20 protein-coding genes and 1 pseudogene are annotated in these 19,848 nt (G+C 62.9%); 14 read left to right on the top strand and 7 right to left on the bottom strand.

All coding sequences use genetic code 11. The annotated features are described in order from the left end of the window. A partial coding sequence (locus tag M1B34_RS27190) for an ABC transporter permease subunit (RefSeq protein WP_268266732.1) occupies positions 1-395 on the top strand: 395 nt, incomplete at its 5' end. An 80-nt stretch (positions 396-475) separates the two neighbouring features. Here M1B34_RS27190 and M1B34_RS27185 read toward each other — a convergent pair. Together M1B34_RS27185 and M1B34_RS27180 are read right to left on the bottom strand one after the other, a co-directional pair. Next, positions 476-2,887 (bottom strand): penicillin acylase family protein, encoded by a 2,412-nt coding sequence (locus M1B34_RS27185; RefSeq protein ID WP_268266731.1) that lies wholly within the window; start codon positions 2,885-2,887, stop codon positions 476-478. A gap of 102 nt (positions 2,888-2,989) precedes the next feature. Continuing rightward, positions 2,990-3,571, bottom strand: coding sequence for a DUF6436 domain-containing protein (locus tag M1B34_RS27180; protein ID WP_268266730.1), 582 nt, complete (start codon positions 3,569-3,571; stop codon positions 2,990-2,992). Between the two features lie 109 nt (positions 3,572-3,680). Here M1B34_RS27180 and bipL point away from each other — a divergent pair, with 109 nt between their 5' ends. After that, a complete protein-coding gene (gene bipL / locus M1B34_RS27175) occupies positions 3,681-4,604 on the top strand; it encodes a phospholipase BipL (RefSeq protein ID WP_268262694.1) in 924 nt (307 codons plus the stop codon). A 90-nt stretch (positions 4,605-4,694) separates the two neighbouring features. Here the strand turns inward: bipL and M1B34_RS27170 are convergent, their stop codons facing one another. Beyond that, entirely contained in the window at positions 4,695-5,447 is a 753-nt protein-coding gene (locus tag M1B34_RS27170) for a hypothetical protein (protein ID WP_268262695.1), read from the bottom strand. A gap of 162 nt (positions 5,448-5,609) precedes the next feature. Here M1B34_RS27170 and M1B34_RS27165 point away from each other — a divergent pair, with 162 nt between their 5' ends. Beyond that, positions 5,610-6,242 carry a 2OG-Fe(II) oxygenase gene (locus tag M1B34_RS27165; protein WP_268262696.1) on the top strand — a complete coding sequence of 211 codons (633 nt, stop codon included), beginning with the start codon at positions 5,610-5,612 and terminating at the stop codon, positions 6,240-6,242. Between the two features lie 2 nt (positions 6,243-6,244). Continuing rightward, a pseudogene (locus M1B34_RS27160) lies at positions 6,245-6,726 on the top strand (2-thiouracil desulfurase family protein). 24 nt (positions 6,727-6,750) lie between these two features. Here the strand turns inward: M1B34_RS27160 and M1B34_RS27155 are convergent. Further along, complete coding sequence (locus M1B34_RS27155; protein ID WP_123327698.1) at positions 6,751-7,524, bottom strand: transporter substrate-binding domain-containing protein; 774 nt, start codon at positions 7,522-7,524, stop codon at positions 6,751-6,753. A 132-nt stretch (positions 7,525-7,656) separates the two neighbouring features. Between M1B34_RS27155 and M1B34_RS27150 the strand changes: the two genes are divergently transcribed. After that, positions 7,657-8,094, top strand: a complete 438-nt coding sequence (locus tag M1B34_RS27150; protein ID WP_123327697.1) for a DUF4399 domain-containing protein — start codon at positions 7,657-7,659, stop codon at positions 8,092-8,094. A 117-nt stretch (positions 8,095-8,211) separates the two neighbouring features. Here the strand turns inward: M1B34_RS27150 and serA are convergent, their stop codons facing one another. After that, positions 8,212-9,441, bottom strand: coding sequence for a phosphoglycerate dehydrogenase (serA, locus tag M1B34_RS27145; protein WP_123327696.1), 1,230 nt, complete (start codon positions 9,439-9,441; stop codon positions 8,212-8,214). A 205-nt stretch (positions 9,442-9,646) separates the two neighbouring features. Between serA and M1B34_RS27140 the strand changes: the two genes are divergently transcribed. From M1B34_RS27140 to M1B34_RS27125, 4 genes are all read left to right on the top strand, one after another. Further along, positions 9,647-11,041 carry an FAD-binding oxidoreductase gene (locus M1B34_RS27140; RefSeq protein ID WP_123327695.1) on the top strand — a complete coding sequence of 465 codons (1,395 nt, stop codon included), beginning with the start codon at positions 9,647-9,649 and terminating at the stop codon, positions 11,039-11,041. A gap of 45 nt (positions 11,042-11,086) precedes the next feature. Next, a complete protein-coding gene (locus M1B34_RS27135) occupies positions 11,087-11,752 on the top strand; it encodes a fumarylacetoacetate hydrolase family protein (RefSeq protein WP_123327694.1) in 666 nt (221 codons plus the stop codon). A gap of 160 nt (positions 11,753-11,912) precedes the next feature. Then, positions 11,913-12,836 carry an SdiA-regulated domain-containing protein gene (locus M1B34_RS27130; RefSeq protein WP_268262698.1) on the top strand — a complete coding sequence of 308 codons (924 nt, stop codon included), beginning with the start codon at positions 11,913-11,915 and terminating at the stop codon, positions 12,834-12,836. A gap of 88 nt (positions 12,837-12,924) precedes the next feature. Then, entirely contained in the window at positions 12,925-13,830 is a 906-nt protein-coding gene (locus tag M1B34_RS27125; protein WP_268262699.1) for an SdiA-regulated domain-containing protein, read from the top strand. Between the two features lie 75 nt (positions 13,831-13,905). Here the strand turns inward: M1B34_RS27125 and rpiA are convergent, their stop codons facing one another. Further along, positions 13,906-14,577: a ribose-5-phosphate isomerase RpiA gene (rpiA, locus tag M1B34_RS27120; RefSeq protein WP_123327691.1), complete on the bottom strand. Its 672-nt coding sequence runs from the start codon at positions 14,575-14,577 to the stop codon at positions 13,906-13,908. 182 nt (positions 14,578-14,759) lie between these two features. Between rpiA and ilvA the strand changes: the two genes are divergently transcribed. From ilvA to M1B34_RS27100, 4 genes are read left to right on the top strand one after another with little or no spacing between them, the layout of a single operon-like run. Beyond that, positions 14,760-16,274 carry a threonine ammonia-lyase, biosynthetic gene (ilvA, locus tag M1B34_RS27115; protein ID WP_268266729.1) on the top strand — a complete coding sequence of 505 codons (1,515 nt, stop codon included), beginning with the start codon at positions 14,760-14,762 and terminating at the stop codon, positions 16,272-16,274. A 41-nt stretch (positions 16,275-16,315) separates the two neighbouring features. After that, entirely contained in the window at positions 16,316-16,744 is a 429-nt protein-coding gene (locus tag M1B34_RS27110) for a DUF2269 domain-containing protein (protein WP_123327689.1), read from the top strand. 25 nt (positions 16,745-16,769) lie between these two features. Continuing rightward, positions 16,770-18,026 (top strand): SDR family oxidoreductase, encoded by a 1,257-nt coding sequence (locus M1B34_RS27105; protein WP_268266728.1) that lies wholly within the window; start codon positions 16,770-16,772, stop codon positions 18,024-18,026. After that, positions 18,023-18,490 carry a DUF2269 family protein gene (locus M1B34_RS27100; RefSeq protein ID WP_123327687.1) on the top strand — a complete coding sequence of 156 codons (468 nt, stop codon included), beginning with the start codon at positions 18,023-18,025 and terminating at the stop codon, positions 18,488-18,490. The genes M1B34_RS27105 and M1B34_RS27100 overlap by 4 nt, the downstream gene beginning before the upstream one ends. A 55-nt stretch (positions 18,491-18,545) precedes the next feature. Here the strand turns inward: M1B34_RS27100 and M1B34_RS27095 are convergent, their stop codons facing one another. Next, the gene (locus M1B34_RS27095) at positions 18,546-19,202 is read right to left on the bottom strand and encodes a histidinol-phosphatase (protein WP_123327686.1); all 657 of its coding nucleotides are present in this window, start codon (positions 19,200-19,202) and stop codon (positions 18,546-18,548) included. A gap of 144 nt (positions 19,203-19,346) precedes the next feature. Between M1B34_RS27095 and M1B34_RS27090 the strand changes: the two genes are divergently transcribed. After that, positions 19,347-19,826: an RNA pyrophosphohydrolase gene (locus M1B34_RS27090; RefSeq protein WP_003176750.1), complete on the top strand. Its 480-nt coding sequence runs from the start codon at positions 19,347-19,349 to the stop codon at positions 19,824-19,826. Positions 19,827-19,848: the final 22 nt, after the last annotated feature.

The following is a 19,848-nucleotide window of genomic DNA, read 5'->3' as shown; positions in this document are numbered from 1 at the left end:
AAGAGGCGGCCATGGACCTGGGGGCGCGCCCGTGGAAGGTGTTCTTCCTGATCACCATTCCGATGATCGCGCCATCCCTGGCAGCTGGCGGCATGATGTCCTTCGCCCTGTCCCTGGACGACCTGGTGCTGGCCAGCTTTGTGTCTGGTCCTGGTTCCACCACCTTGCCGATGGAAGTCTTTTCCGCCGTGCGCCTGGGGGTCAAACCGGAAATCAACGCCGTGGCCAGCCTGATTCTGCTGGCGGTGTCGCTGGTGACTTTCCTGGTCTGGTTCTTCAGTCGTCGCGCTGAAGAGGCCCGTAAGCGGGCGATCCAGCAAGCCATTGAAGAGGCGGCTGCCGACTCCTGGAAACAACCGGACGCGCGTCGCGCCCCGGCGCCGAACGCAGCCTGAGTTTCGCCTGGTACAAAAAACCTCGCCCCGTTACCGGGAGCGAGGTTTTTTATTGCCTAGGCCCAGGCATGGCAGGCCCGTCATTGGTCGGCACGGGCCGGCAGCAGCTTGAGGGTGCTGCGGGTGTTGGCGGTCACTTCCTCTTCGCTGAAGTGCGCTTGTTGATAAACCCCTTCGATGTAGGCCTCGGCCTGGTCGTCGTAGTGCTTGTCGAACAGCACGCCGCTCTGGCCCACGGGGTTGATGGTCAGGCTGTGGGCCGGGTCGGCGAAGTCGATCAGGCGCCGGGTCGAAGGGCCATAGGTGACGGGCCAGGGCGCCGGGCCAATCTTCGCCGAAAGATTGTTTGGCACTTCGTGGGTGCCGGGGGCGGCGAAGGGGCCGACGTTGAAGATCCTGTCCAGGGGCGACTGCGTGCCCAGGGGGTGGCTGTGGGTCAGGGTGTGGGCGCCGCCCCATTGCCAGCGCGCTGGGTCCTCGCCCAGGGTTTTCCTGAGGTGGGCGAGGCTGGCCTGCCAGGCGACCTTGACCGTGTCGGCGCGGGTTTCCCGGCTGGGGGTGTCGCGGTTGTCCCACCAGGGTGAATCGGCCGTGGCCGCCAGGCGCGGCAAGGCGGCGTCGATTGCCCGGGTCTGGATCAGGGTGTCGAAGTAGCTGTCCCCCAGTTCATCGTGGAAGGCCGCGTAGGTCAGGTCGTAGAGGAACTGGTTGAACAGGGTGGCGCTGGTGGAGTCCAGCGGGTAGTCGCCTTGCCACTGGGCCAGCTGTTCCAGCAACTTCAGCTCCTGCGGGGCGCTGACCACCTCGCGCAGCACTGGCAGCAGCGGCGCCAGCAGGCGTGGGGCATAGGCGGTGGTGGTGCCCAGTTGCAGCTTCTGGCTGCGCTCGATGTCCCACTTTACTGTTTTATCGCTGAGCTGGCGGTCCAACTGCTGGCCACGATCCGCCAGGTTGTAGTAACCCGGGATCTCCAGGCCGGTGGGCGACACCGGTTGAAAGTTGGCCGAGACAATGTAGCCCCGGGCCGGGTTCTCTTCCTGGGGGTTGGCGCTGAAGGGGTAGTAGCCGCTCTTGTCTGCCTGGGCGCTGCTGCCGTCGAGGATGAAGTACGGATTGGCGCCGGCCGGGCGCTTGGGCATCAGCGCCGCGGCCCACCAGCCGATGTCACCCTTGGCGCTGGCCCAGACAATGTTCAGCCCCGGCGCGTGGACCTTGCTTGCCGCCGCGCGGGCCTTGGCCAGGGTGTCGGCACGGTTGAGCTGGTAAAAACCGTCGAGGATCGGGTTCGGCGTCTCCAGGAAGCCCCACCACATGGCGATCGGCGTCTTGCCGGCCGTAGCGCCGAGCACATCGTTGATGATCGGGCCGTGGGGCGACTGGCGCAGCACCAGGGTGACGGGCTCTTGGCCTTTGACGTCGATCTGCTGCTCGCTGCGGGTCAGGTCGACCCATTGGTCGCGGTACCACACCTGGTTGGCGTTCTCTGGATTGGTCTTCTCGGCGATCAGGTCGAGGTCGTCGTTCTGGAACATGGTCAGGCTCCAGCCGAAGTCCAGGTTGTGCCCCAGGAAAGCGAACGGCACCAGGGCCTGGTGATGGCCGTACAACTCAAAGCCCGGCGCCGACAGTTGGGCTTCGTACCACACCGAAGGCACCGAGAAGCGAATGTGCGGATCCCCCGCCAGCAACGGCTTGCCGCTTTGTGTGCGCGCGCCGGACAGGGCCCAGGCGTTGCTGCCCTCGTACTGTGGCAGGCCGGCGTCGATCAAGGCTTGCTGGCTCAATTGGGCCAGGGCGCCCAGGTCTTCCCAGTCACTGGCGCTAAGGGGCGGGGCGAGCGGTTTTTTGCTGTTAGCGAGCACGCCCCTGGGTTGCCAGTCGAGGTCGAACACTTTCAGGTAATCGGCACCCAGCTGATCGCGCACATAGGTCAGCACCGGCTCGGTGCGCAAGCCTGCGGCAAAGCTGTAGGCCATGAAGCCGGCGACGCTGATGGTGTCCTCGGCGGTGAAGGGGCGCTTGGGGATCCCCAGGGCTTCGAACTCCAAGGGCCGGCTGTGGCTGTCCTGGTACTGGTTGATTCCGTCCAGATAGGCTTCCAGGGCTTTCCACGCCGGGGACTGGCGATCCAGGCCGGCGACGTAGCTCGCGGCGCGGTCACGGATACGCAGACTGCGGAACAGCTTGTCGGTGTCCAGGAGTTTCGGGCCGAGGATCTGCGCCAGTTCGCCCCGGGCCAGGCGCCGCAGGACTTCCATTTGGAATAGCCGGTCCTGGGCATGCACATAGCCCAGGGCCCGGTACAGGTCGGCTTCGTTTTCGGCCCGCAGGTGGGGCACCCCGCGTTCGTCGTAGCGCACCGTCACCGAGCCCTGCAGGCCGTTCAGTTCCACCAGGCCCTGGCGCACCGGCAGCTTGCTGTACAGGTAGCCGCCGGCGCCCAGCAACAGCGCGAGAATCAACACGACGAGTACGGTCAGGCTGCGTTTCATGCGGGCTCCTTGGGGTGGCGGTGGCCTCGTGGCGATCACTGCGAACATTTAGCACAAGTCTTGGGCGCCGCGTATCGCCGTCCTTGAATAGTCGCGAATGCCTTAGCCGGCCTTTGGGGTTGGCCAGGGGCAATAACAGCCCACGGCCAGGGTGTGGGTGGCGTTCACCGGGCGTCCGTCCTGCAAGGCCTTGAGGATGGGCTCGATAAAGCTGTTGCTGCTGTTGCAGGTCAGGCCCTCGCTGTAGGGGCCGAAGTAGGCGAGCTTGCCGTTGCGGTCCCAGATCGCCACCGCCGGGCTGGCGGGGATCTGCTCGGCGCCTGGCAGAGTGGGCAGGTGCTTGAGGCGTTCCAGGTTGGCGGGCAGTTGGCCGTGGCTGCCGGGTTTCTGTACCCCGTAGAATTCCACGCCCTGGGCGCCGTAGTGTTCGATCAGCTCGGCCAGGTGTTGCTGGTTGCCGACATTGCACGGGCAGGCCGGGTCCCAGAAGTGCACCAGGCGGATGGGCCCGGGGCCGGCCAGCTCGGCGGGCAGTTGCAGGGCATCGCCGGAAAACACCGCCGTGTGCTCGTTGAAGACCCGCAGGTAGCGGCCCTGGAACCAGTCATAAGCCGCCCACAGCACTGCGGCACAGACAAGGGCGAGCAGGCTGGCAAGCAAGGGTGTGCGGTAGCGCTGGAGCATGGGCATCGGTCCTCGAAGGTCGCGTAGCTTGCCATGCTTGCCGCGACAGATGAATATCGCAGGCCTATAAAGCCCGTTCTGCTCCAGCCGCCACTCTTTGGAAATTGTCATGTCCGCGACGTTCGACCCCGATCACTTGCGCGCCAGCCTGCAGTCACTGGACGCCTGCCAGCCACTGTCGGCCCAGGCCCAGGCCTATCAGCGCTTCTATGGGCTGGATTTGCCGGTGGCCAGTCGCCTGGGGCGCTTTCAGGTTGGGGCGTACGAGGTGGTCAGCCAGGTCTGGTGGCCCGAGCAGCCGGTGGCCACGATGTTTCTGTTCCACGGTTTCTACGACCACATGGGCCTGTACCGGCACGTGATCGAGTGGGCTCTGGCGCGGCAGTTCGTGGTGATTGCCTGCGACCTGCCGGGCCATGGCTTATCCAGCGGCGAGCGGGCGAGCATCGACGACTTCGCGGTCTATCAGGCGGTGATGGAGGGATTGTTCGAGCAGGCTCGCTCCCTGGCATTGCCACAGCCCTGGCACCTGTTCGGGCAGAGCACGGGCGGGGCGATTGTCATTGACCACCTGCTCAACCACGGCGCGCAAAGCCCGGCCCAGGGCCAGGTGATTCTGCTGTCGCCCCTGGTGCGGCCGCGCTCCTGGGGCTGGTCGATCCTCAGTTACTACTTGCTCAGGCCCTTCGTCACCGGCATTGCCCGGCGCTTCAGCGAGAACTCCCATGACCTGGGGTTTCTCTCCTTCCTGCAGGCCGATCCCTTGCAACCCTTGCGTCTGCCTACGGCGTGGGTCGGTGCCTTGGCGCGCTGGATCAAGCGTTTGGAAGCGGCGCCTTCCAGTTCGCGCCGCCCACTGATCGTGCAGGGGCAGCAAGACATGACGGTGGACTGGCAGCACAACCTGCAGGTGATCTGCGGCAAGTTCGATCAGCCCGAGGTGTTGATGCTGCCCGAGGCCCGGCATCACCTGGCCAACGAGACGGCGAACTTCCGCCAGCAGTACTTTGCTTTCCTGACCCAGCGCTTGTAGCGAGGCAGCCCGCTTGCCGAGCGCGGGCGTCATGCCCGCCCTGAAAGGGGCTGGTGGTGGAGGGATGGCGCCCGTAGACGCCGGCCCGGCTCAGGGCGCCAGGCTGGAGGTGCTTTGGCCGACCGCCAGGCCCGCGCGGATCGCTGCCAGGGCGGCCTGGTAGTAGGCCTTGCCTTCGGTGGACTCGGCAAAGGTCGCGAACTCTTCCAGCTCGGTGTCGGACAGGTCGCGGTAGACGTACAGCAAGGTGTTGTTCAGGTCATTGCCGATCTGCTCCATCAGGCGCTGGCGCTGGCCGTTGAGCATGCCTTGGGCCTGGCCGCCGCCGAGCAGCCCGGGAATCATCTGGCTCAGGCTGTCCGCCGCGACGCCGGCAATCGCCAGGCTCACTTCGGCGCCGGCTTCCCGGGCCGGCAGGGCCTGGGCCAGGTGGCCAATGATCAGTTGGCGGTTGTCGCTGGCCTGGATTTTCGGCAGGCCCTGGGCGTTCTTGGCCAGTTGGTCGCGCCGGGTGGCCAGCAGTTCGGCCGCGACGATCTTGCGCCCCAGCGCCGACTGGAAGAACGCCAGCGCCGGTTTCGGGTCCGCCAGGTTCTTGCGCAGTTGCGCTTCGGCGCGGCGGTCCACGGCCTGGGGGGCAAAGCGCTGGTTACTGTTGCTCACCAGTGTCTGGTAGACCGCCGGCGGCAGGCTGTTCTGGTAGCGCTGCTGGGCCGCACTCAAGGCATCGTTGAAATGCGCGCGTTGTTCCGGCCAACCGGCGACCTTGTACAACTGGTCGTGGCTGTCTGCCCAGACGGGCAAAGCGCAGAACATCAACAGTGAAAAAAGCAAACGGCGCATAAGGACTCCTGTCGGCAGGCCACTATTCTCCGGGGCATGACGGTGGTTGTCGAGAATTCGTATCAGCTTCGAGGCGCAAAGTGCCCGCCGGCTGTGAAGGGCTAAAAAAACCCACGTTCCTCCGCTCTGCGGCGCTGTCAGATTTACCTGAGGCTGGATACTATGCGCGCCATGCAAATACCCTCCGATCACCCACTGCTGCTGCGTATTGTCGACGATCTGGCCGCGTGCGGCTGGTCGCAGCAGAGCATCTTCCTGCCAGAGGCTCTGACCCTGGAACTGGCGGCTGAGTGCCGTAAACGTGCAGCCGAAGGCGAACTGGCCCCGGCAGCCGTGGGGCGAGGGCCGTCCCAGGAGATTCGCGAAGGCATCCGCGGCGACCATATCCAATGGATCGAGCCCGGCCAGGCTGAGGCCTGCGACGTATACATGGGCTTGATGGACAGCTTGCGCGAAGCTCTGAACCGCGGTCTGTTCCTGGGGCTGGAGGACTTCGAAAGCCATTTCGCCCTTTATCCCCCGGGTGCGTTCTACCTGCGCCATGTCGACCGGTTTCGCGATGATGACCGGCGCATGGTCTCGGCGGTGATCTACCTCAATCAGGACTGGCTGCCCGAGCACGGCGGGCAGTTACGCATGTACCTCAAGGACGAGGGCGAGTACGAAGTGGTTCCGACAGGCGGCCGTTTGGTGGTGTTCCTGTCGGGTGAAGTCCCCCATGAAGTCCTGCCTGCGACCCGCGAACGCCTATCGTTGACGGGCTGGTTTCGGCGGCGTGGCAACGAGTTGTTTTGACGATGGAAAAGATCCTGGTCAGTCGCTGCCTGCTGGGCCACCGCGTGCGTTATGACGGCGGTGCCAGCGGTCCTTTCGATCAATTGGCTCGTTGGCTGGCAGAAGGGCGGGTGGTTGCGCTGTGCCCGGAAGTGGCTGGTGGCTTGCCGACGCCCCGTGCGGCGGCCGAGATTCCGGGCGGGCAGGGCGTCGAGGTGCTAGAGGGGCGTGCCCCGGTGCTGACTAGCGATTGTCAGGACGTCAGCGCCGAATTTCTTTCCGGCGCCCACCAAGCCCTGGCGCTGGTGGAACAACACGGCATTCGCATCGCCGTGCTCAAGGCCAACAGCCCGTCCTGCGGCAACCTGCTGACCTATGACGCACCTTCAGTGGCATCAAGGTGCCGGGTGAGGGCGTGACGGCGGCGCTGTTGCGGCGCGCCGGGGTGCGGGTCTTCAGTGAGTTGGAACTGCCTGAGGCGGCCGCCGCCCTGGCTCGCCTCTGATGCCTGGGCCTGCGGGCCCGGGGCTTACTCTTTGGGCGGTTTGCTCGCGTCCATGCCAAACCATTTCTCCGACAGCGCCATCAATCGGCCGTCGGCCTTGATCCGCTGCAAGGCGCTGTCCAGGCTGGCCTGGAAGGCCGGATTACCCTTCTGGAACGGAATCGCCAGGCTCAAGGTCGGCCCGACTTTGGCCCCTTCTTTCACTGGCAACTGGCTGTCGCGAATGGCGTAGGGGATCAGCAGGCGGTCGCTGATGGCCGCGTCGATCTGTTTGTCCGCCACGTCTTTCAGGGGTTGTTGCGCGTCGGCGTAGCTGCGCAGGTTGATGCCTTCGACGCTGCGCGCCTGGTCGACGAACTGGCTGCCTTGGGCCACGCCCAGGGCCTGGCCGCGCAGGGCTTGCAGGGTGCCCAGGGGGCGCTGCTCTTCCTTGCGCACCACCAATTGTGCGTTGGAGTAGCTATAAGGCTCGCTGAAGTCGAAACGATCCTGGAGTTCCGGGGTCACTGCTATGTGGTTGATGGCGACGTCGTACTTGCCGCTTTCAACCCCAGGCAGCAAGTCGGTGTTGTCAGTGACCACAAAGTCCGCACGCACATCCAGCTCGGTGGCCAGCAGTTGCCCCAGCTCGACCTCGAAGCCTGTGAGTTTGCCGTCATCCTTGAAGTTGAATGGCGGGGCATCGGCCTCCAGGGCGATGCGCAGTTCCCCGCGGTCGTTGACGTCGTCCATCAGTTCGGCTTGAGCGTAAGTGCTCACAAGGGGTAGCAAAAGTATCAGGCCAGGCAGGAAACGCATGGTCACTCCTTGAATTTATATGGGCGCTGCGCCGTTCAGGCTCGCTTTGCTATGGTTCTGAGTGCCTTCGACAACGAATCGCCATGAAGTTGTCATAACCGTAAATAAATTGCGGAAAAACTGGAGAAGATAATGAAAGCCTTTATGTCTCGTGCTGCATTGGCCGGTCTGTTGCTGGGAGCTTCGATGCTGGCCAGTGCCGCGGATATTCCTCGTACCCCCGCACCGGCCGATGCAAAAGTGTTTATTGTTTCCCCCGCCGATGGCGCCACCGTGGACAAGACCTTCAAGGTCAAATTCGCCGTCGAAGGCATCGCCCTGGCACCGGCGGGCGACCAGACCGCCAACACCGGCCACCATCACCTGCTGATCGACGTCGACACCTTGCCGGCCGAGAACATGCCGATCCCGATGGACGCCAATCACCTGCACTTCGGCAAGGCCCAGACCGAAACCGAAGTGACCCTGGCACCCGGCAAGCACACTCTACAGCTGGAACTGGGTGACAAGAACCACGTGCCATTCAACCCCGTCGTGGTTTCCAAGAAAATCACAGTCACTGTGAAATAAGCGTAAACCCAGCCAGAAAAAAGGGAGCCCGAAGGCTCCCTTTTTTGTACTCACCAGCCGCAAGTGCTTGGCTTCAAGCCGGGCTTGCAGCTCGCAACTTACCGCTCGCCGCTGCTCTTAGAACAACACCCGGCAACGGATGGTGCCGTTGATGTGCTGCAGCTTTTCCTGGGCCAGGTCCGAGTATTCGGCGTCGACGTCGATCACCACGTAACCGACTTTCTCGTTGGTCTGCAGGAACTGACCGGAGATGTTGATGCCGTTTTCGGCGAAGACCTTGTTGATCTCGCTCATCACACCCGGGATGTTCTCGTGGATGTGCAGCAGGCGGTGTTTGCCAGGGTGAGCCGGCAAGGCCACTTCCGGGAAGTTCACGGACGATACCGAAGTACCGTTGTCGCTGTACTTGACCAGTTTCTCTGCCACTTCCAGACCGATGTTGGCCTGGGCTTCGGCAGTGGAACCGCCGATGTGCGGAGTCAGGATCACGTTGTCCAGGCCACGCAGCGGGCTTTCGAACTCTTCGTCGTTGGAGCGAGGCTCCACCGGGAATACGTCGATGGCCGCGCCGATCAGGTGCTTGTCCTTGATGGCAGCTGCCAGGTGGTCCAGCTCGACCACGGTGCCGCGCGCGGCATTGATCAGGATCCCGCCCTTCTTGATGGCGCGGATTTCCTTCTCGCCGATCATCCACTGGGTGGCGGCGGTTTCCGGTACGTGCAGGGTGACGATGTCGGACATGCCCAACAGGTCGTGCAGGTTGCCGACCTGGGTGGCGTTACCCAAAGGCAGCTTGGTCACGGTGTCATAGAAGAACACCTGCATGCCCAGGCCTTCAGCCAGGACCGACAACTGGGTGCCGATCGAGCCGTAACCGACGATGCCCAGCTTCTTGCCACGGATCTCGAAGGAATTGGCGGCGCTCTTGATCCAGCCACCACGGTGGCAGGAAGCGTTTTTCTCCGGGATGCCGCGCAGCAGCAGGATGGCCTCGGCCAGCACCAGCTCGGCAACGGAGCGGGTGTTGGAGTACGGTGCGTTGAACACAGCGATCCCGCGTTCGCGAGCGGCGTTCAGGTCAACCTGGTTGGTGCCGATGCAGAAGCAGCCTACAGCGACCAGTTTCTTCGCGTGGTCGAAGATCTCTTCGGTCAGCTGGGTGCGGGAGCGAATGCCGATGAAGTGAGCGTCAGCAATCTTTTCCTTGAGCTGGGCTTCCGGCAAGGAGCCTGTCAGGTACTCGATGCTGGTGTAGCCCGCGGCCTTGAGGACCTCGACTGCGGATTGGTGGACGCCTTCGAGAAGAAGGAACTTGATCTTGCTCTTATCGAGAGAAGTCTTGCTCATCTGCGTAAACCTGTGTCCCGGAGAAAAATGGCAGGGGGAGTGGACAGCTTGAGCTGACCTGAACGGCAACAACGCCGACACCGCAGAACGGCTTTGGGCTCTATCCTGCGGGGGCGGTATGCTAGCATACGCGCCCCGCTAAACACTCATTCCTGCGACGTGAAGCGTCCTCAGGATGACCATGAATTGTTCGAGAGTTCTATCGATGACCAATCCTGCCCTTATTGATGAGCTGAAGACCCTGGTTGAGCCTGGCAAGGTGCTGACCGACGCTGACTCCCTGAATGCTTATGGCAAGGATTGGACCAAGCATTTCGCCCCGGCCCCAACGGCCATCGTATTTCCCAAGACCACTGAGCAGGTCCAGGCCATTGTGCGCTGGGCCAATGCCCATCAGGTGGCGCTGGTGCCGTCCGGCGGTCGTACCGGCCTGTCGGCGGCAGCAGTGGCGGCCAACGGTGAAGTGGTGGTGTCGTTCGACTATATGAACCAGATCCTCGACCTGAACATGACCGACCGCACGGCCGTCTGTCAGCCAGGCGTGGTCACCGAGCAGTTGCAGAACCTGGCCGAAGAAAACGGCCTGTACTACCCAGTGGACTTCGCTTCCGCCGGTTCCAGCCAGATTGGCGGCAATATCGGCACCAATGCCGGCGGGATCAAGGTGATTCGCTACGGCATGACCCGCAACTGGGTGGCCGGCATGAAAGTGGTTACCGGCAAGGGCGACCTGCTGGAGTTGAACAAGGACCTGATCAAGAACGCCACCGGCTACGACCTGCGTCAGCTGTTCATCGGCGCTGAAGGCACCCTGGGCTTTGTGGTCGAGGCCACCATGCGCTTGGACCGGGCGCCGAAGAACCTCACCGCAATGGTCCTCGGCACCGCCGATTTCGACTCGATCATGCCGGTGCTGCACGCTTTCCAGAGCAAGCTCGACCTGACCGCCTTCGAATTCTTCTCCGACAAGGCCCTGGCCAAGGTCCTGGCTCGCGGTGACGTGCCAGCACCGTTCGAGTCCGACTGCCCGTTCTACGCGTTGCTGGAATTCGAAGCCACCACCGAAGAAGTGGCCAACCATGCCCTGGAAACCTTTGAGCACTGCGTCGAGCAGGGCTGGGTCCTGGATGGCGTGATGAGCCAGAGCGAAACCCAGTTGCAGAACCTGTGGAAGCTGCGCGAGTACATCTCCGAGACCATCTCCCACTGGACCCCGTACAAAAACGATATTTCGGTCACCGTGTCGAAAGTCCCGGCGTTCTTGAAGGAAATCGACGCGATCGTCGGTCAACACTATCCGGACTTCGAAATCGTCTGGTTCGGCCACATCGGCGACGGCAACCTGCACCTGAACATCCTCAAGCCGGACAACCTGAGCAAGGACGAGTTCTTCGCCAAGTGCGCCACGGTCAACAAGTGGGTGTTTGAAACCGTCGAGAAGTACAACGGTTCGATTTCTGCCGAACACGGTGTGGGCATGACCAAGCGCGACTATCTGACCTACAGCCGTTCGCCGGTTGAAATCGAGTACATGAAAGCGGTCAAGGCGGTGTTCGACCCTAACGGCATCATGAACCCGGGCAAGATTTTCGCTGTTTGATCCGAAGCAGCGGTCCCTGATGAATCAAACGAGCAGGAGTCGGTAATGAGCTATCAGCACCAGTATGTCGACGGAACCCGGATCCACTTCCCGGTGGGCAAGGTGGTGTGCATCGGCCGTAACTACGCCGAGCACGCCAAGGAACTGGATAACCCGGTGCCCACCGAGCCGCTGCTGTTTATCAAGCCGGGCAGTTGCGTGGTGCCTCTGGAAGGCGGTTTTGCCATTCCTACCGAGCGCGGTTCGGTGCATTACGAAGCGGAAATCGCCGTGTTGATCGGCAAGCCGCTGTCCACCAAACCGAGCCGCGAAGAAGTGCTGGATGCCATTTCCGGCTTCGCCCCAGCCCTGGACTTGACCCTGCGCGACAAGCAGGCCGAGCTCAAGGCCAAGGGCCTGCCATGGGAAATCGCCAAGTCCTTCGACGGTGCGGCGGTGATTGCGCCCTTCGTGGTAGGCAGCAGCTTTGCCGACCTGACCGACATCGGCATCCGCCTGACCATCAACGGTGAGGTCCGTCAGGACGGTAACAGCGCCGCCATGCTCAACCCCATCGTGCCGATGATCCAGCACATGGCTGGCTGCTTCTCCCTGCAGGCGGGCGACGTCATCCTCACGGGCACGCCGGTTGGTGTAGGCCCGCTCAACGTGGGTGATGAGCTGGTCCTGGAATTGCCGGGCGTCAGCCGTTTCAGCAGCAGCGTGCGCTGATCGGAGCTTGATGCAGGGGCGAATTCTTTCGCTCCTGCAGCTTTACCTCCCTGGTTTTGCCATTTTTTTCACATATGTTCCGGATAATTCGTAGTTTTGTAGTTCACGCATCCGAATGCTGTGTGCTATTACCTATGGCTGACCCTCTGGGATCTATGTGATGGACGTGCACCCCCTCCCTAAGCTGCAGAACGTTCGTCGTTCCTGGTTTCGCATGCGCTGGTATTCCTGGTTGTTGCTGGTGGGCACCCTGTCCTATGGCGTCGCCAATCTGATGCATTGGGACGACCGGGGCGTGCTTTGGATGCTGGAAGGTTTCGTCAGTCCGACGCAGCGCACCGCCAGTGTCTGGCTGCCGGACTACCGTGCGGTGATCGACGCCAAGGTTCTGCCGGGCATGGAAAAGGACGAAGCGTCCGACCTGTCCTACAACCCCCAGACCAAAACCCTGTTCTCCGTCATGGGCAAGCGCCCGTTCCTGGTGGAACTGAGCCTGCAGGGCGACGTGCTGCGCAAGATTCCGCTGATCGGCTGGAGCAACCCTGAAGGGGTGGCGGTGATGGAGAACGGCTTGATGGCCATTGTCGATGAGCGCGATCACTCGCTGGTCATCGTCAAAGTAGATGGCGCCACCACCGAACTGAACATCGCCGACTTCCCGAAGCACGACCTGGGCCCCTCCAAGGACCAGAACAAGGCCTTTGAAGCCGTGGCCTGGAACCCGCGCAAGCAACAGTTGCTGCTGGGGGAAGAGCGCCCGGCGGCGCTGTTTACCCTGGGCAGTGATGGTCAAGACATCAAGGGTGAGAAACAGGCGTTGGCCAGTGATGAGCTGGACCTGCGCAACCTCTCGGCCCTGAGTATCGACCCGCGCACCGGTCATACCCTGGCCTTGTCTGCCGACTCCCATCTGTTGCTGGAGCTGGATGAAAACGGCCAGCAAGTCAGCTTCATGGCCCTGCTCGGTGGCTTCAACGGCCTGGACGACACCATCCCCCGTGCGGAAGGCGTGGCCATGGACGAGGCCGGGACCTTGTACATGGTCAGCGAACCCAATCTGTTCTATCGCTTCGAGAAGCACTGAGGCGACCGGGGCCAATGATGGCAATTTAAGTTTAAATTCAGTCAGATGTGATATTTCACCTGCCTGACATGACTTTGAGCCTGCCTGAATGCGCCGACTTGCCCGCCGTAAACCTGTTCTCCTGATCCTTTTCCTACTGGCTGTGCCGCTGGCGTTGTTCGCCCAGCACCATCGCCTGTTCGAGCGTGCCTGGTTCAACTGGCAGTCCTTTTGGCAGCCCACGGATGCGCGCTCCATGGGCCTGGACACTTATCGCGTGGCGCTGGAAGCCCAGCCCATCGAGGGCTTGGACGACGTCTCGGCCCTGACCTACGACCCGTTGCGCAAAAGCCTGTTTACCGTCACCAACAACAATGCCGAGCTGATCGAGTTGTCGCTGGAAGGGCGCATCTTGCGGCGCATTGCCTTGGTGGGTTTCGGGGACCCCGAGGCGGTGGAGTTCATCAGTGCCGACACCTACGTGGTCAGCGACGAGCGGCAGCAACGGCTGATCAAAATCCATCTGGATGAGGACACGCGGTTTGTCGATGCGGCGGATGCCGAGCAGATCACCCTCGGCGTGCACATGAGCAGCAACAAGGGCTTTGAAGGCCTGGCCTACGATTCCGTGGGCAAGCGCCTGTTCGTGGCCAAGGAGCGGGACCCGATGCTGATCTACGAGGTCCAGGGCTTTCCCCATTACGATCCGGAAAAATCCTACGCGGTGCACGTGGTCAACAACCCCAAGCGCGATGCCGGGCTGTTTGTCCGCGACCTGTCCAGCCTGCAATACGACGAGCGCAGCGGGCATTTGCTGGCACTGTCGGATGAATCGCGGCTGGTGCTGGAGTTGGACGTAGACGGTCGGCCGCTGACCACCCTGTCGCTCAGCAAGGGCCGCCAAGGCTTGAAGGCCACCGTACCGCAGGCCGAAGGCATCGCCATGGACGACGAGGGCGCCCTGTACCTGGTGAGTGAGCCGAACCTGTTCTACATCTTCAAGAAGCCCGACTGACGGGTTGCCGTCGGGCGCTGTCTTGCGTGCCGGCGATGGCACCCATAAGGTCGCCATCGCCAGCCATGGGCAGGGTCAGGCTGTCAGGCTTTTCACGCCTTCAGGGGTGCCCAGCAGCAGCACATCGGCCGGGCGGGCGGCGAACAGGCCATTGGTGACCACGCCGACAATGGCGTTGATCTGGGTTTCCAGTTCCACCGGGTTGGTGATGTTCATGTTGTGCACGTCGAGGATGATGTTGCCGTTGTCGGTCAACACGCCTTCGCGGTACACCGGGTCGCCGCCCAGTTTCACCAGCTCGCGGGCCACGTGGCTGCGGGCCATGGGGATCACTTCCACCGGCAGCGGGAAAGCGCCCAGCACGGGCACCAGCTTGCTGGCGTCTGCGATGCAGATAAAGGTCTTGGCCACGGCCGCGACGATCTTCTCCCGGGTCAGGGCTGCGCCGCCGCCCTTGATCAGGTTCAGGTGCTCGTCGCTTTCGTCGGCGCCGTCGATGTAGAACTCCAGCTCGCTGACGGTGTTCAGCTCGTACACCGGAATCCCGTGGCCCTTGAGGCGCGCGGCGGTGGCTTCGGAGCTGGCCACCGCGCCGTCGAAGGCGCCCTTGTGTTGAGCCAGGGCATCGATAAAGCAGTTGGCGGTAGAGCCGGTGCCGACCCCGACGATGCTCTTGTCATCGAGTTTCGGGAGGATGAGGTCGACGGCTGCCTGAGCGACGGCCTGTTTGAGTTGATCCTGGGTCATGCGGGCTCCGGAGGCGGGCAAGGGGGGAACGCAAAGGCGGGCATTATAGGCGCGCAGGCGGGTCAGGTCATTGCCCGTTTGGCATGCGCGGACGCTTAAAACCTCGGTAATCGTGTGGTCGCCCGGGCAAACGCTGGGTTAGACTCCTTGGCCCTGCCCAACCCGCCCAGTGATGCTTTCCGATGCTCGAACAGTACGTCAAGAAGATCCTCACCTCGCGCGTTTATGACGTTGCCGTAGAAACCCCATTGCAGAGTGCCCGCCAGCTTTCCGAGCGGCTGGGCAATCAGGTCTGGCTCAAGCGCGAAGACTTGCAGCCGGTGTTCTCGTTCAAGATTCGTGGCGCCTACAACAAGCTGACCCAGCTCAGCGACGAAGAGCGCGCCCGTGGCGTGGTCACCGCGTCGGCCGGCAACCATGCCCAGGGCTTGGCCCTGGCGGCCAAGGTGCTGGGGGTCAAGGCCACTATCGTGATGCCCAAGACCACCCCGGAGATCAAGGTCGAAGGCGTGCGCTCGCGTGGCGGCAAAGTGGTGCTGCACGGTGATTCCTTTCCTGAAGCCCTGGCCTACTCGCTGAAGCTGGTGGATGAAAAAGGCTACGTCTATATCCACCCGTACGATGATCCCCACACCATTGCCGGGCAGGGCACGGTGGCCATGGAGATTCTGCGTCAGCACCCGGGGCGCCTGGATGCGATTTTCGTCCCTGTGGGCGGCGGCGGCCTGATTGCCGGCATCGCCGCCTATGTGAAGTACCTGCGGCCCGAGATCAAGATCATTGGCGTCGAGCCCGATGATTCCAACTGCCTGCAAGTGGCCATGGCGGCTGGCGAACGCGTGGTCTTGCCCACCGTGGGCATCTTCGCCGACGGCGTGGCGGTGGCGCAGATCGGCCAGCACACCTTCGACATCTGCAAGGACTATGTGGACGAAGTGATCACCGTCAGCACCGACGAGATCTGTGCGGCGATCAAGGATATCTACGACGATACCCGCTCGATCACCGAGCCTGCCGGCGCGTTGGGCGTGGCGGGGATCAAGAAGTACGTCGAGCAGCGTGGCATCAGCGGGCAGACCCTGGTGGCCATCGACTCCGGCGCCAACGTCAACTTCGACCGCCTGCGCCATGTGGCCGAGCGCGCCGAGCTGGGCGAGGGCCGTGAAGCCATCATCGCCGTGACCATTCCCGAGAAGCCCGGCAGCTTCAAGGCCTTCTGCGAGGCCATTGGCAAGCGCCAGATCACCGAATTCAACTACCGCTACAACACCGGCAGCGAGGCGCACATCTTTGTCGGCGTGCAGACGCACCCGGAAAACGATCCGCGCAGCGCATTGATTGCCAGCTTGAGCGAGCAGGGTTTCCCGGTCATCGACCTGACCGACAACGAACTGGCCAAGCTGCACATCCGCTACATGGTGGGCGGCCACGCGGAAAAGGTCAGCGACGAAGTGGTGCTGCGCTTCGAGTTCCCGGAACGTCCGGGTGCCCTGTTCAACTTCCTCAACAAGCTGGGCGGGCGTTGGAACATCTCGATGTTCCACTACCGCAACCATGGCGCGGCCGATGGCCGTGTGGTGGCGGGCCTGCAGGTTCCGGCCGACGAGCGTCATCTGGTGCCGGCGGCGCTGGAAGAGATCGGCTACCCGTACTGGGATGAAAGCGATAACCCGGCGTACCAACTGTTCCTGGGTTGAGCGGCTACGCTCAGGGGCGGGGCCTCTAAGGAAGAGACACGATGGAAATGCTGACCACGCTGAAGACGCTTCATGTGCTGGCCACGGTGCTGCTGTTGGGCAGTGCCCTGGGGCTGGTGATCTGGATCTGGCGGGCACGGCGCCAGGGCGATGGCGCCCTGTACAGCCGGATATTGCAGCGTCCTGCGCTGTTCGCCTGGGCCTTGATGGCGGTCTGCCTGTTCAGCTTGCCGTTCACCGGCTGGCAACTGGCCCATCGGGTGGGCTGGCCGTTGGGGCAAATCTGGATTCTGGGCTCCAGCGTGCTCTACACCCTGGGTGCGCTGGCCTGGTTGTGGCTGCTGGTGCGGCTCAACCGGCTGCGGGTGGCCAAGGCTGCCAGTGGCCTGAGGTTCACCCTGGTCTTGGCGGTGTTCAGCTTCATCTGCTTTTTCGCGATTGCCGGCTTGATGGGCGCCAAGCCGGTGTAGGCCACCTCGCAAGATAGGGATTGTCATGAAAGTTTTGTTGGTGGGGGCCACGGGGTTCGTCGGTCGCCACCTGTTGGTGGCCCTGCATGCCGCCGGTCATCAGCTTGTCGCCACCAGTCGTTATCCACAGCCCGAGGGTTTGCCCGGCGTGCAGTGGCTGGCGCTGGACCTGGATCGGCTGGCGCTCGACCCCGGGCACTTTGTCTTCCCCGCGGATATCGATGTGCTGATCAACGCCGCCGGCCTGCTGAGCAATCAGCCTTCGGCGCTGGCCTTGACCCAGGATGCCGGGGCCCGGGCCTTGTTCGATCAGGCCGCGCAACAGGGCGTGCGGGTATTGCAGATATCGGCATTGGGGGCCGGGGAGCAGGCGGACGTGCCGTTTCTGGCCACCAAGGCACTGGCCGATCAGCACCTGCTGGACCTGGGCCTGTCGGCGGTGGTGTTGCGCCCGTCGCTGGTGCTGGGTGCCGGCGGTGCCAGCAGCCAGTGGCTGGCGCGCTTGTCGCCCTGGGCGCTGATCCCCTTGCTGGACCTCAAGGCGCAATTGCAGCCTCTGCACATCGACGACCTGTGCGGGGCGGTCCTGGCCTTGTTGCGCCACTGGCCTGAGGGTGCGCGGATTTTGCCGCTGGTCGGGCCTGAACGCCTGACTTTGGCGCAATTGCTCGACCGGCTGCGCGCTGCCCAGGGTTGGGCGCCGGGGCGCTACGTCCAAGTGCCCAGCGTGCTGTCAGCCATGGGCGGTTGGCTGGGCGAGCGCCTGGGCTGGCGCGCCTTGAGCGGGCAAAGCCTGCGCATGGCCCGACGCGATAACCTGGCTGACCCCGAGATCCTGGCGAATGCCTGCGGTTATCGCGCTGCGCCGATTGCGGCGCGTCTGCAAGGGTGGCCGAACGCGGCCCAGAGCAGCCAGTTGAGCCTGCGGCCGTTGATGCTGGCGGTGTTGCTGCTGATCTGGCTGGGCACTGCGGTGGTCAGTGTCGGGCCGGGCTACGACTGGGGGCTGCGGATTCTTGCCGAGGCCGGTGTGCAGGGCTGGGTCGCAAGCCTGGCGGTGTTCGCCGGAGCGCTCTGCGACGGTGTCCTGGGGCTGGGCCTGTTGCTGCGACGTTGGCGTCGCCGAGCCTTGCAGGCGCAGTGGCTGCTGATGTTCGTCTACACCCTGATCATCAGCCTGATCCTGCCTCATTACTGGTTTGACCCTTATGCCGCCGTGGCCAAGAACCTGGTATTGATGGTGGCTACCCTTTGGCTGCTGTGGACCGAGCCCCGTCGATGAGCCTTTATCTGCTGCTGAAAACCCTGCATATCCTGTCCTCGACCATCCTGTTCGGCCTGGGCGCCGGTTCGGCTTATTACGCACTGCGCGCCTGGCGCAGCGGCAAGGTCGAAGTGATCGCCGTGACCTTCAAGCACCTGGTGTTCGCCGATTGGGCCTTTACCGCGACCACGGCAGTGTTCCAGCCATTGAGCGGGCTGGGGCTGATGCACTTGGCGGGCTGGCCGATCCAGCAGGGCTGGCTGATGTGGAGCCTGGGGCTTTATGCGCTGGCGGGGGTGTGCTGGCTGCCAGTGGTCTGGTTGCAGATCCGCGTGCACAAAATGGCCGAGCAGGCCTTGCGTGACGGTACGCCGATACCGATGAAGGCAAGCCTTTATATGCGCTGGTGGTTCGCGTTGGGCTGGCCGGCGTTTCTGGCGTTCATGGCGATCTTTTATCTGATGGTGGCCAAGCCGGCCTGAAGCTGTTCGCCGGCCCACCCGTTCCCGTAGGAGCCGGCTTGCCGGCGAAGCATGCTCAATCCCGCAAGCTGATCACCGGCCAGCCGCGTTTCTCGGCTTCGGCCCGCAGGTTCGGGTCCGGGTCCACGGCCACCGGGTTGGCCACTTGCTCCAGCAGCGGCAGGTCGTTCATCGAGTCGCTGTAGAAGTAGCTGTCGTCCAGGTTGTGGCCGGTTTCTTCCAGCCAGCGCGCCAGGCGCGTGACCTTGCCTTCGCGAAAGCACGGGACATCGGTGCTGCGTCCGGTGTAGCGGCCGTCGAGCATTTCGCACTCGGTGGCGATCAGGTGCTCCACGCCCAGGCGCTCGGCAATCGGCGCGGTGACGAAACGGTTGGTGGCGGTGATGATCACCAGCTTGTCACCGGCTTCGCGGTGCTTGGCCAGCAGTGCCAAGGCCTTGGGCAGCACGATGGGTTCGATGCAGTCACGCATGTAGTCGCGGTGCCATTGGTCGAGCACGGCCATGTCGGTGCGACCGAGGATTTCCAGGCAGAAGTTCAGGTACGCGGCGTTGTCCAGCTTGCCGGCCAGGTAGTCCTGGTAGAACTCGTCGTTGCGGGTCTTGTAGGTGACGGCGTCGAGGAAGCCTCGTTCGCACAGGTAATCGCCCCAGGCGTGATCGCTGTCACCCCCCAGCAGCGTGTTGTCCAAGTCGAATAAAGCCAGGCGCATTGCGGTTACTCGCTGAAAAGTCGATAAAAAAGGCGTTCAGAATACGGTCTTTTCACAAGAGTGCACATAAGGTAAAGAGCCTCGTTGCTGCTTTCCCAGGCTTTGTGGAACAATGCGGCGACATGCGTTTGCGAGGTTGTTGCCGTGATCGACCCCGATGGTTTCCGCCCTAATGTCGGGATTATTCTGACGAATGATGCCGGCCAGGTGCTATGGGCTCGCCGTATCAATCAAGATGCCTGGCAGTTTCCTCAAGGGGGTATCAACCCCGACGAAACCCCGGAAGACGCCTTGTACCGCGAGCTGAACGAAGAAGTAGGGTTGGAGCGCGAAGATGTGCAAATTCTCGCCTGCACCCGGGGCTGGTTGCGCTATCGTTTGCCGCAACGTCTGGTCAGGACCCACAGCCAACCGCTGTGCATCGGCCAGAAACAGAAATGGTTTCTCCTGCGCCTGATCTCCAACGAGCAGCGGGTGCGGATGGATTTGACCGGTAAACCGGAGTTCGATGGCTGGCGCTGGGTCAGTTATTGGTATCCGTTGGGCCAGGTGGTGACATTCAAGCGCGAGGTCTATCGACGCGCCCTCAAAGAGCTTGCCCCGCGCCTTTTAGCGCGCGACTGACGACGGAGTTCGACCCCGAGCC

Source organism: Pseudomonas morbosilactucae, from assembly GCF_023241715.1.
Lineage (GTDB): Bacteria > Pseudomonadota > Gammaproteobacteria > Pseudomonadales > Pseudomonadaceae > Aquipseudomonas > Aquipseudomonas morbosilactucae.
The sequence above is the reverse complement of the archived record's forward strand: the minus strand, read 5'-3'. Positions and strand labels throughout refer to the sequence as shown.

Excerpts from the sequence above, each read along its gene's own strand:
- M1B34_RS27125 (WP_268262699.1), top strand. The coding sequence starts at position 12,925 with ATGCGCCGACTTGCCCGCCGTAAACCTGTTCTCCTGATCCTTTTCCTA.
- M1B34_RS27100 (WP_123327687.1), top strand. The coding sequence starts at position 18,023 with ATGAGCCTTTATCTGCTGCTGAAAACCCTGCATATCCTGTCCTCGACC.
- M1B34_RS27095 (WP_123327686.1), bottom strand. The coding sequence starts at position 19,202 with ATGCGCCTGGCTTTATTCGACTTGGACAACACGCTGCTGGGGGGTGAC.
- M1B34_RS27135 (WP_123327694.1), top strand. The coding sequence starts at position 11,087 with ATGAGCTATCAGCACCAGTATGTCGACGGAACCCGGATCCACTTCCCG.
- M1B34_RS27150 (WP_123327697.1), top strand. The coding sequence starts at position 7,657 with ATGAAAGCCTTTATGTCTCGTGCTGCATTGGCCGGTCTGTTGCTGGGA.
- M1B34_RS27130 (WP_268262698.1), top strand. The coding sequence starts at position 11,913 with ATGGACGTGCACCCCCTCCCTAAGCTGCAGAACGTTCGTCGTTCCTGG.
- M1B34_RS27170 (WP_268262695.1), bottom strand. The coding sequence starts at position 5,447 with ATGCGCCGTTTGCTTTTTTCACTGTTGATGTTCTGCGCTTTGCCCGTC.
- rpiA (WP_123327691.1), bottom strand. The coding sequence starts at position 14,577 with ATGACCCAGGATCAACTCAAACAGGCCGTCGCTCAGGCAGCCGTCGAC.
- M1B34_RS27110 (WP_123327689.1), top strand. The coding sequence starts at position 16,316 with ATGGAAATGCTGACCACGCTGAAGACGCTTCATGTGCTGGCCACGGTG.
- serA (WP_123327696.1), bottom strand. The coding sequence starts at position 9,441 with ATGAGCAAGACTTCTCTCGATAAGAGCAAGATCAAGTTCCTTCTTCTC.
- M1B34_RS27185 (WP_268266731.1), bottom strand. The coding sequence starts at position 2,887 with ATGAAACGCAGCCTGACCGTACTCGTCGTGTTGATTCTCGCGCTGTTG.
- M1B34_RS27105 (WP_268266728.1), top strand. The coding sequence starts at position 16,770 with ATGAAAGTTTTGTTGGTGGGGGCCACGGGGTTCGTCGGTCGCCACCTG.
- M1B34_RS27155 (WP_123327698.1), bottom strand. The coding sequence starts at position 7,524 with ATGCGTTTCCTGCCTGGCCTGATACTTTTGCTACCCCTTGTGAGCACT.
- ilvA (WP_268266729.1), top strand. The coding sequence starts at position 14,760 with ATGCTCGAACAGTACGTCAAGAAGATCCTCACCTCGCGCGTTTATGAC.
- M1B34_RS27180 (WP_268266730.1), bottom strand. The coding sequence starts at position 3,571 with ATGCTCCAGCGCTACCGCACACCCTTGCTTGCCAGCCTGCTCGCCCTT.
- M1B34_RS27165 (WP_268262696.1), top strand. The coding sequence starts at position 5,610 with ATGCGCGCCATGCAAATACCCTCCGATCACCCACTGCTGCTGCGTATT.
- M1B34_RS27140 (WP_123327695.1), top strand. The coding sequence starts at position 9,647 with ATGACCAATCCTGCCCTTATTGATGAGCTGAAGACCCTGGTTGAGCCT.
- bipL (WP_268262694.1), top strand. The coding sequence starts at position 3,681 with ATGTCCGCGACGTTCGACCCCGATCACTTGCGCGCCAGCCTGCAGTCA.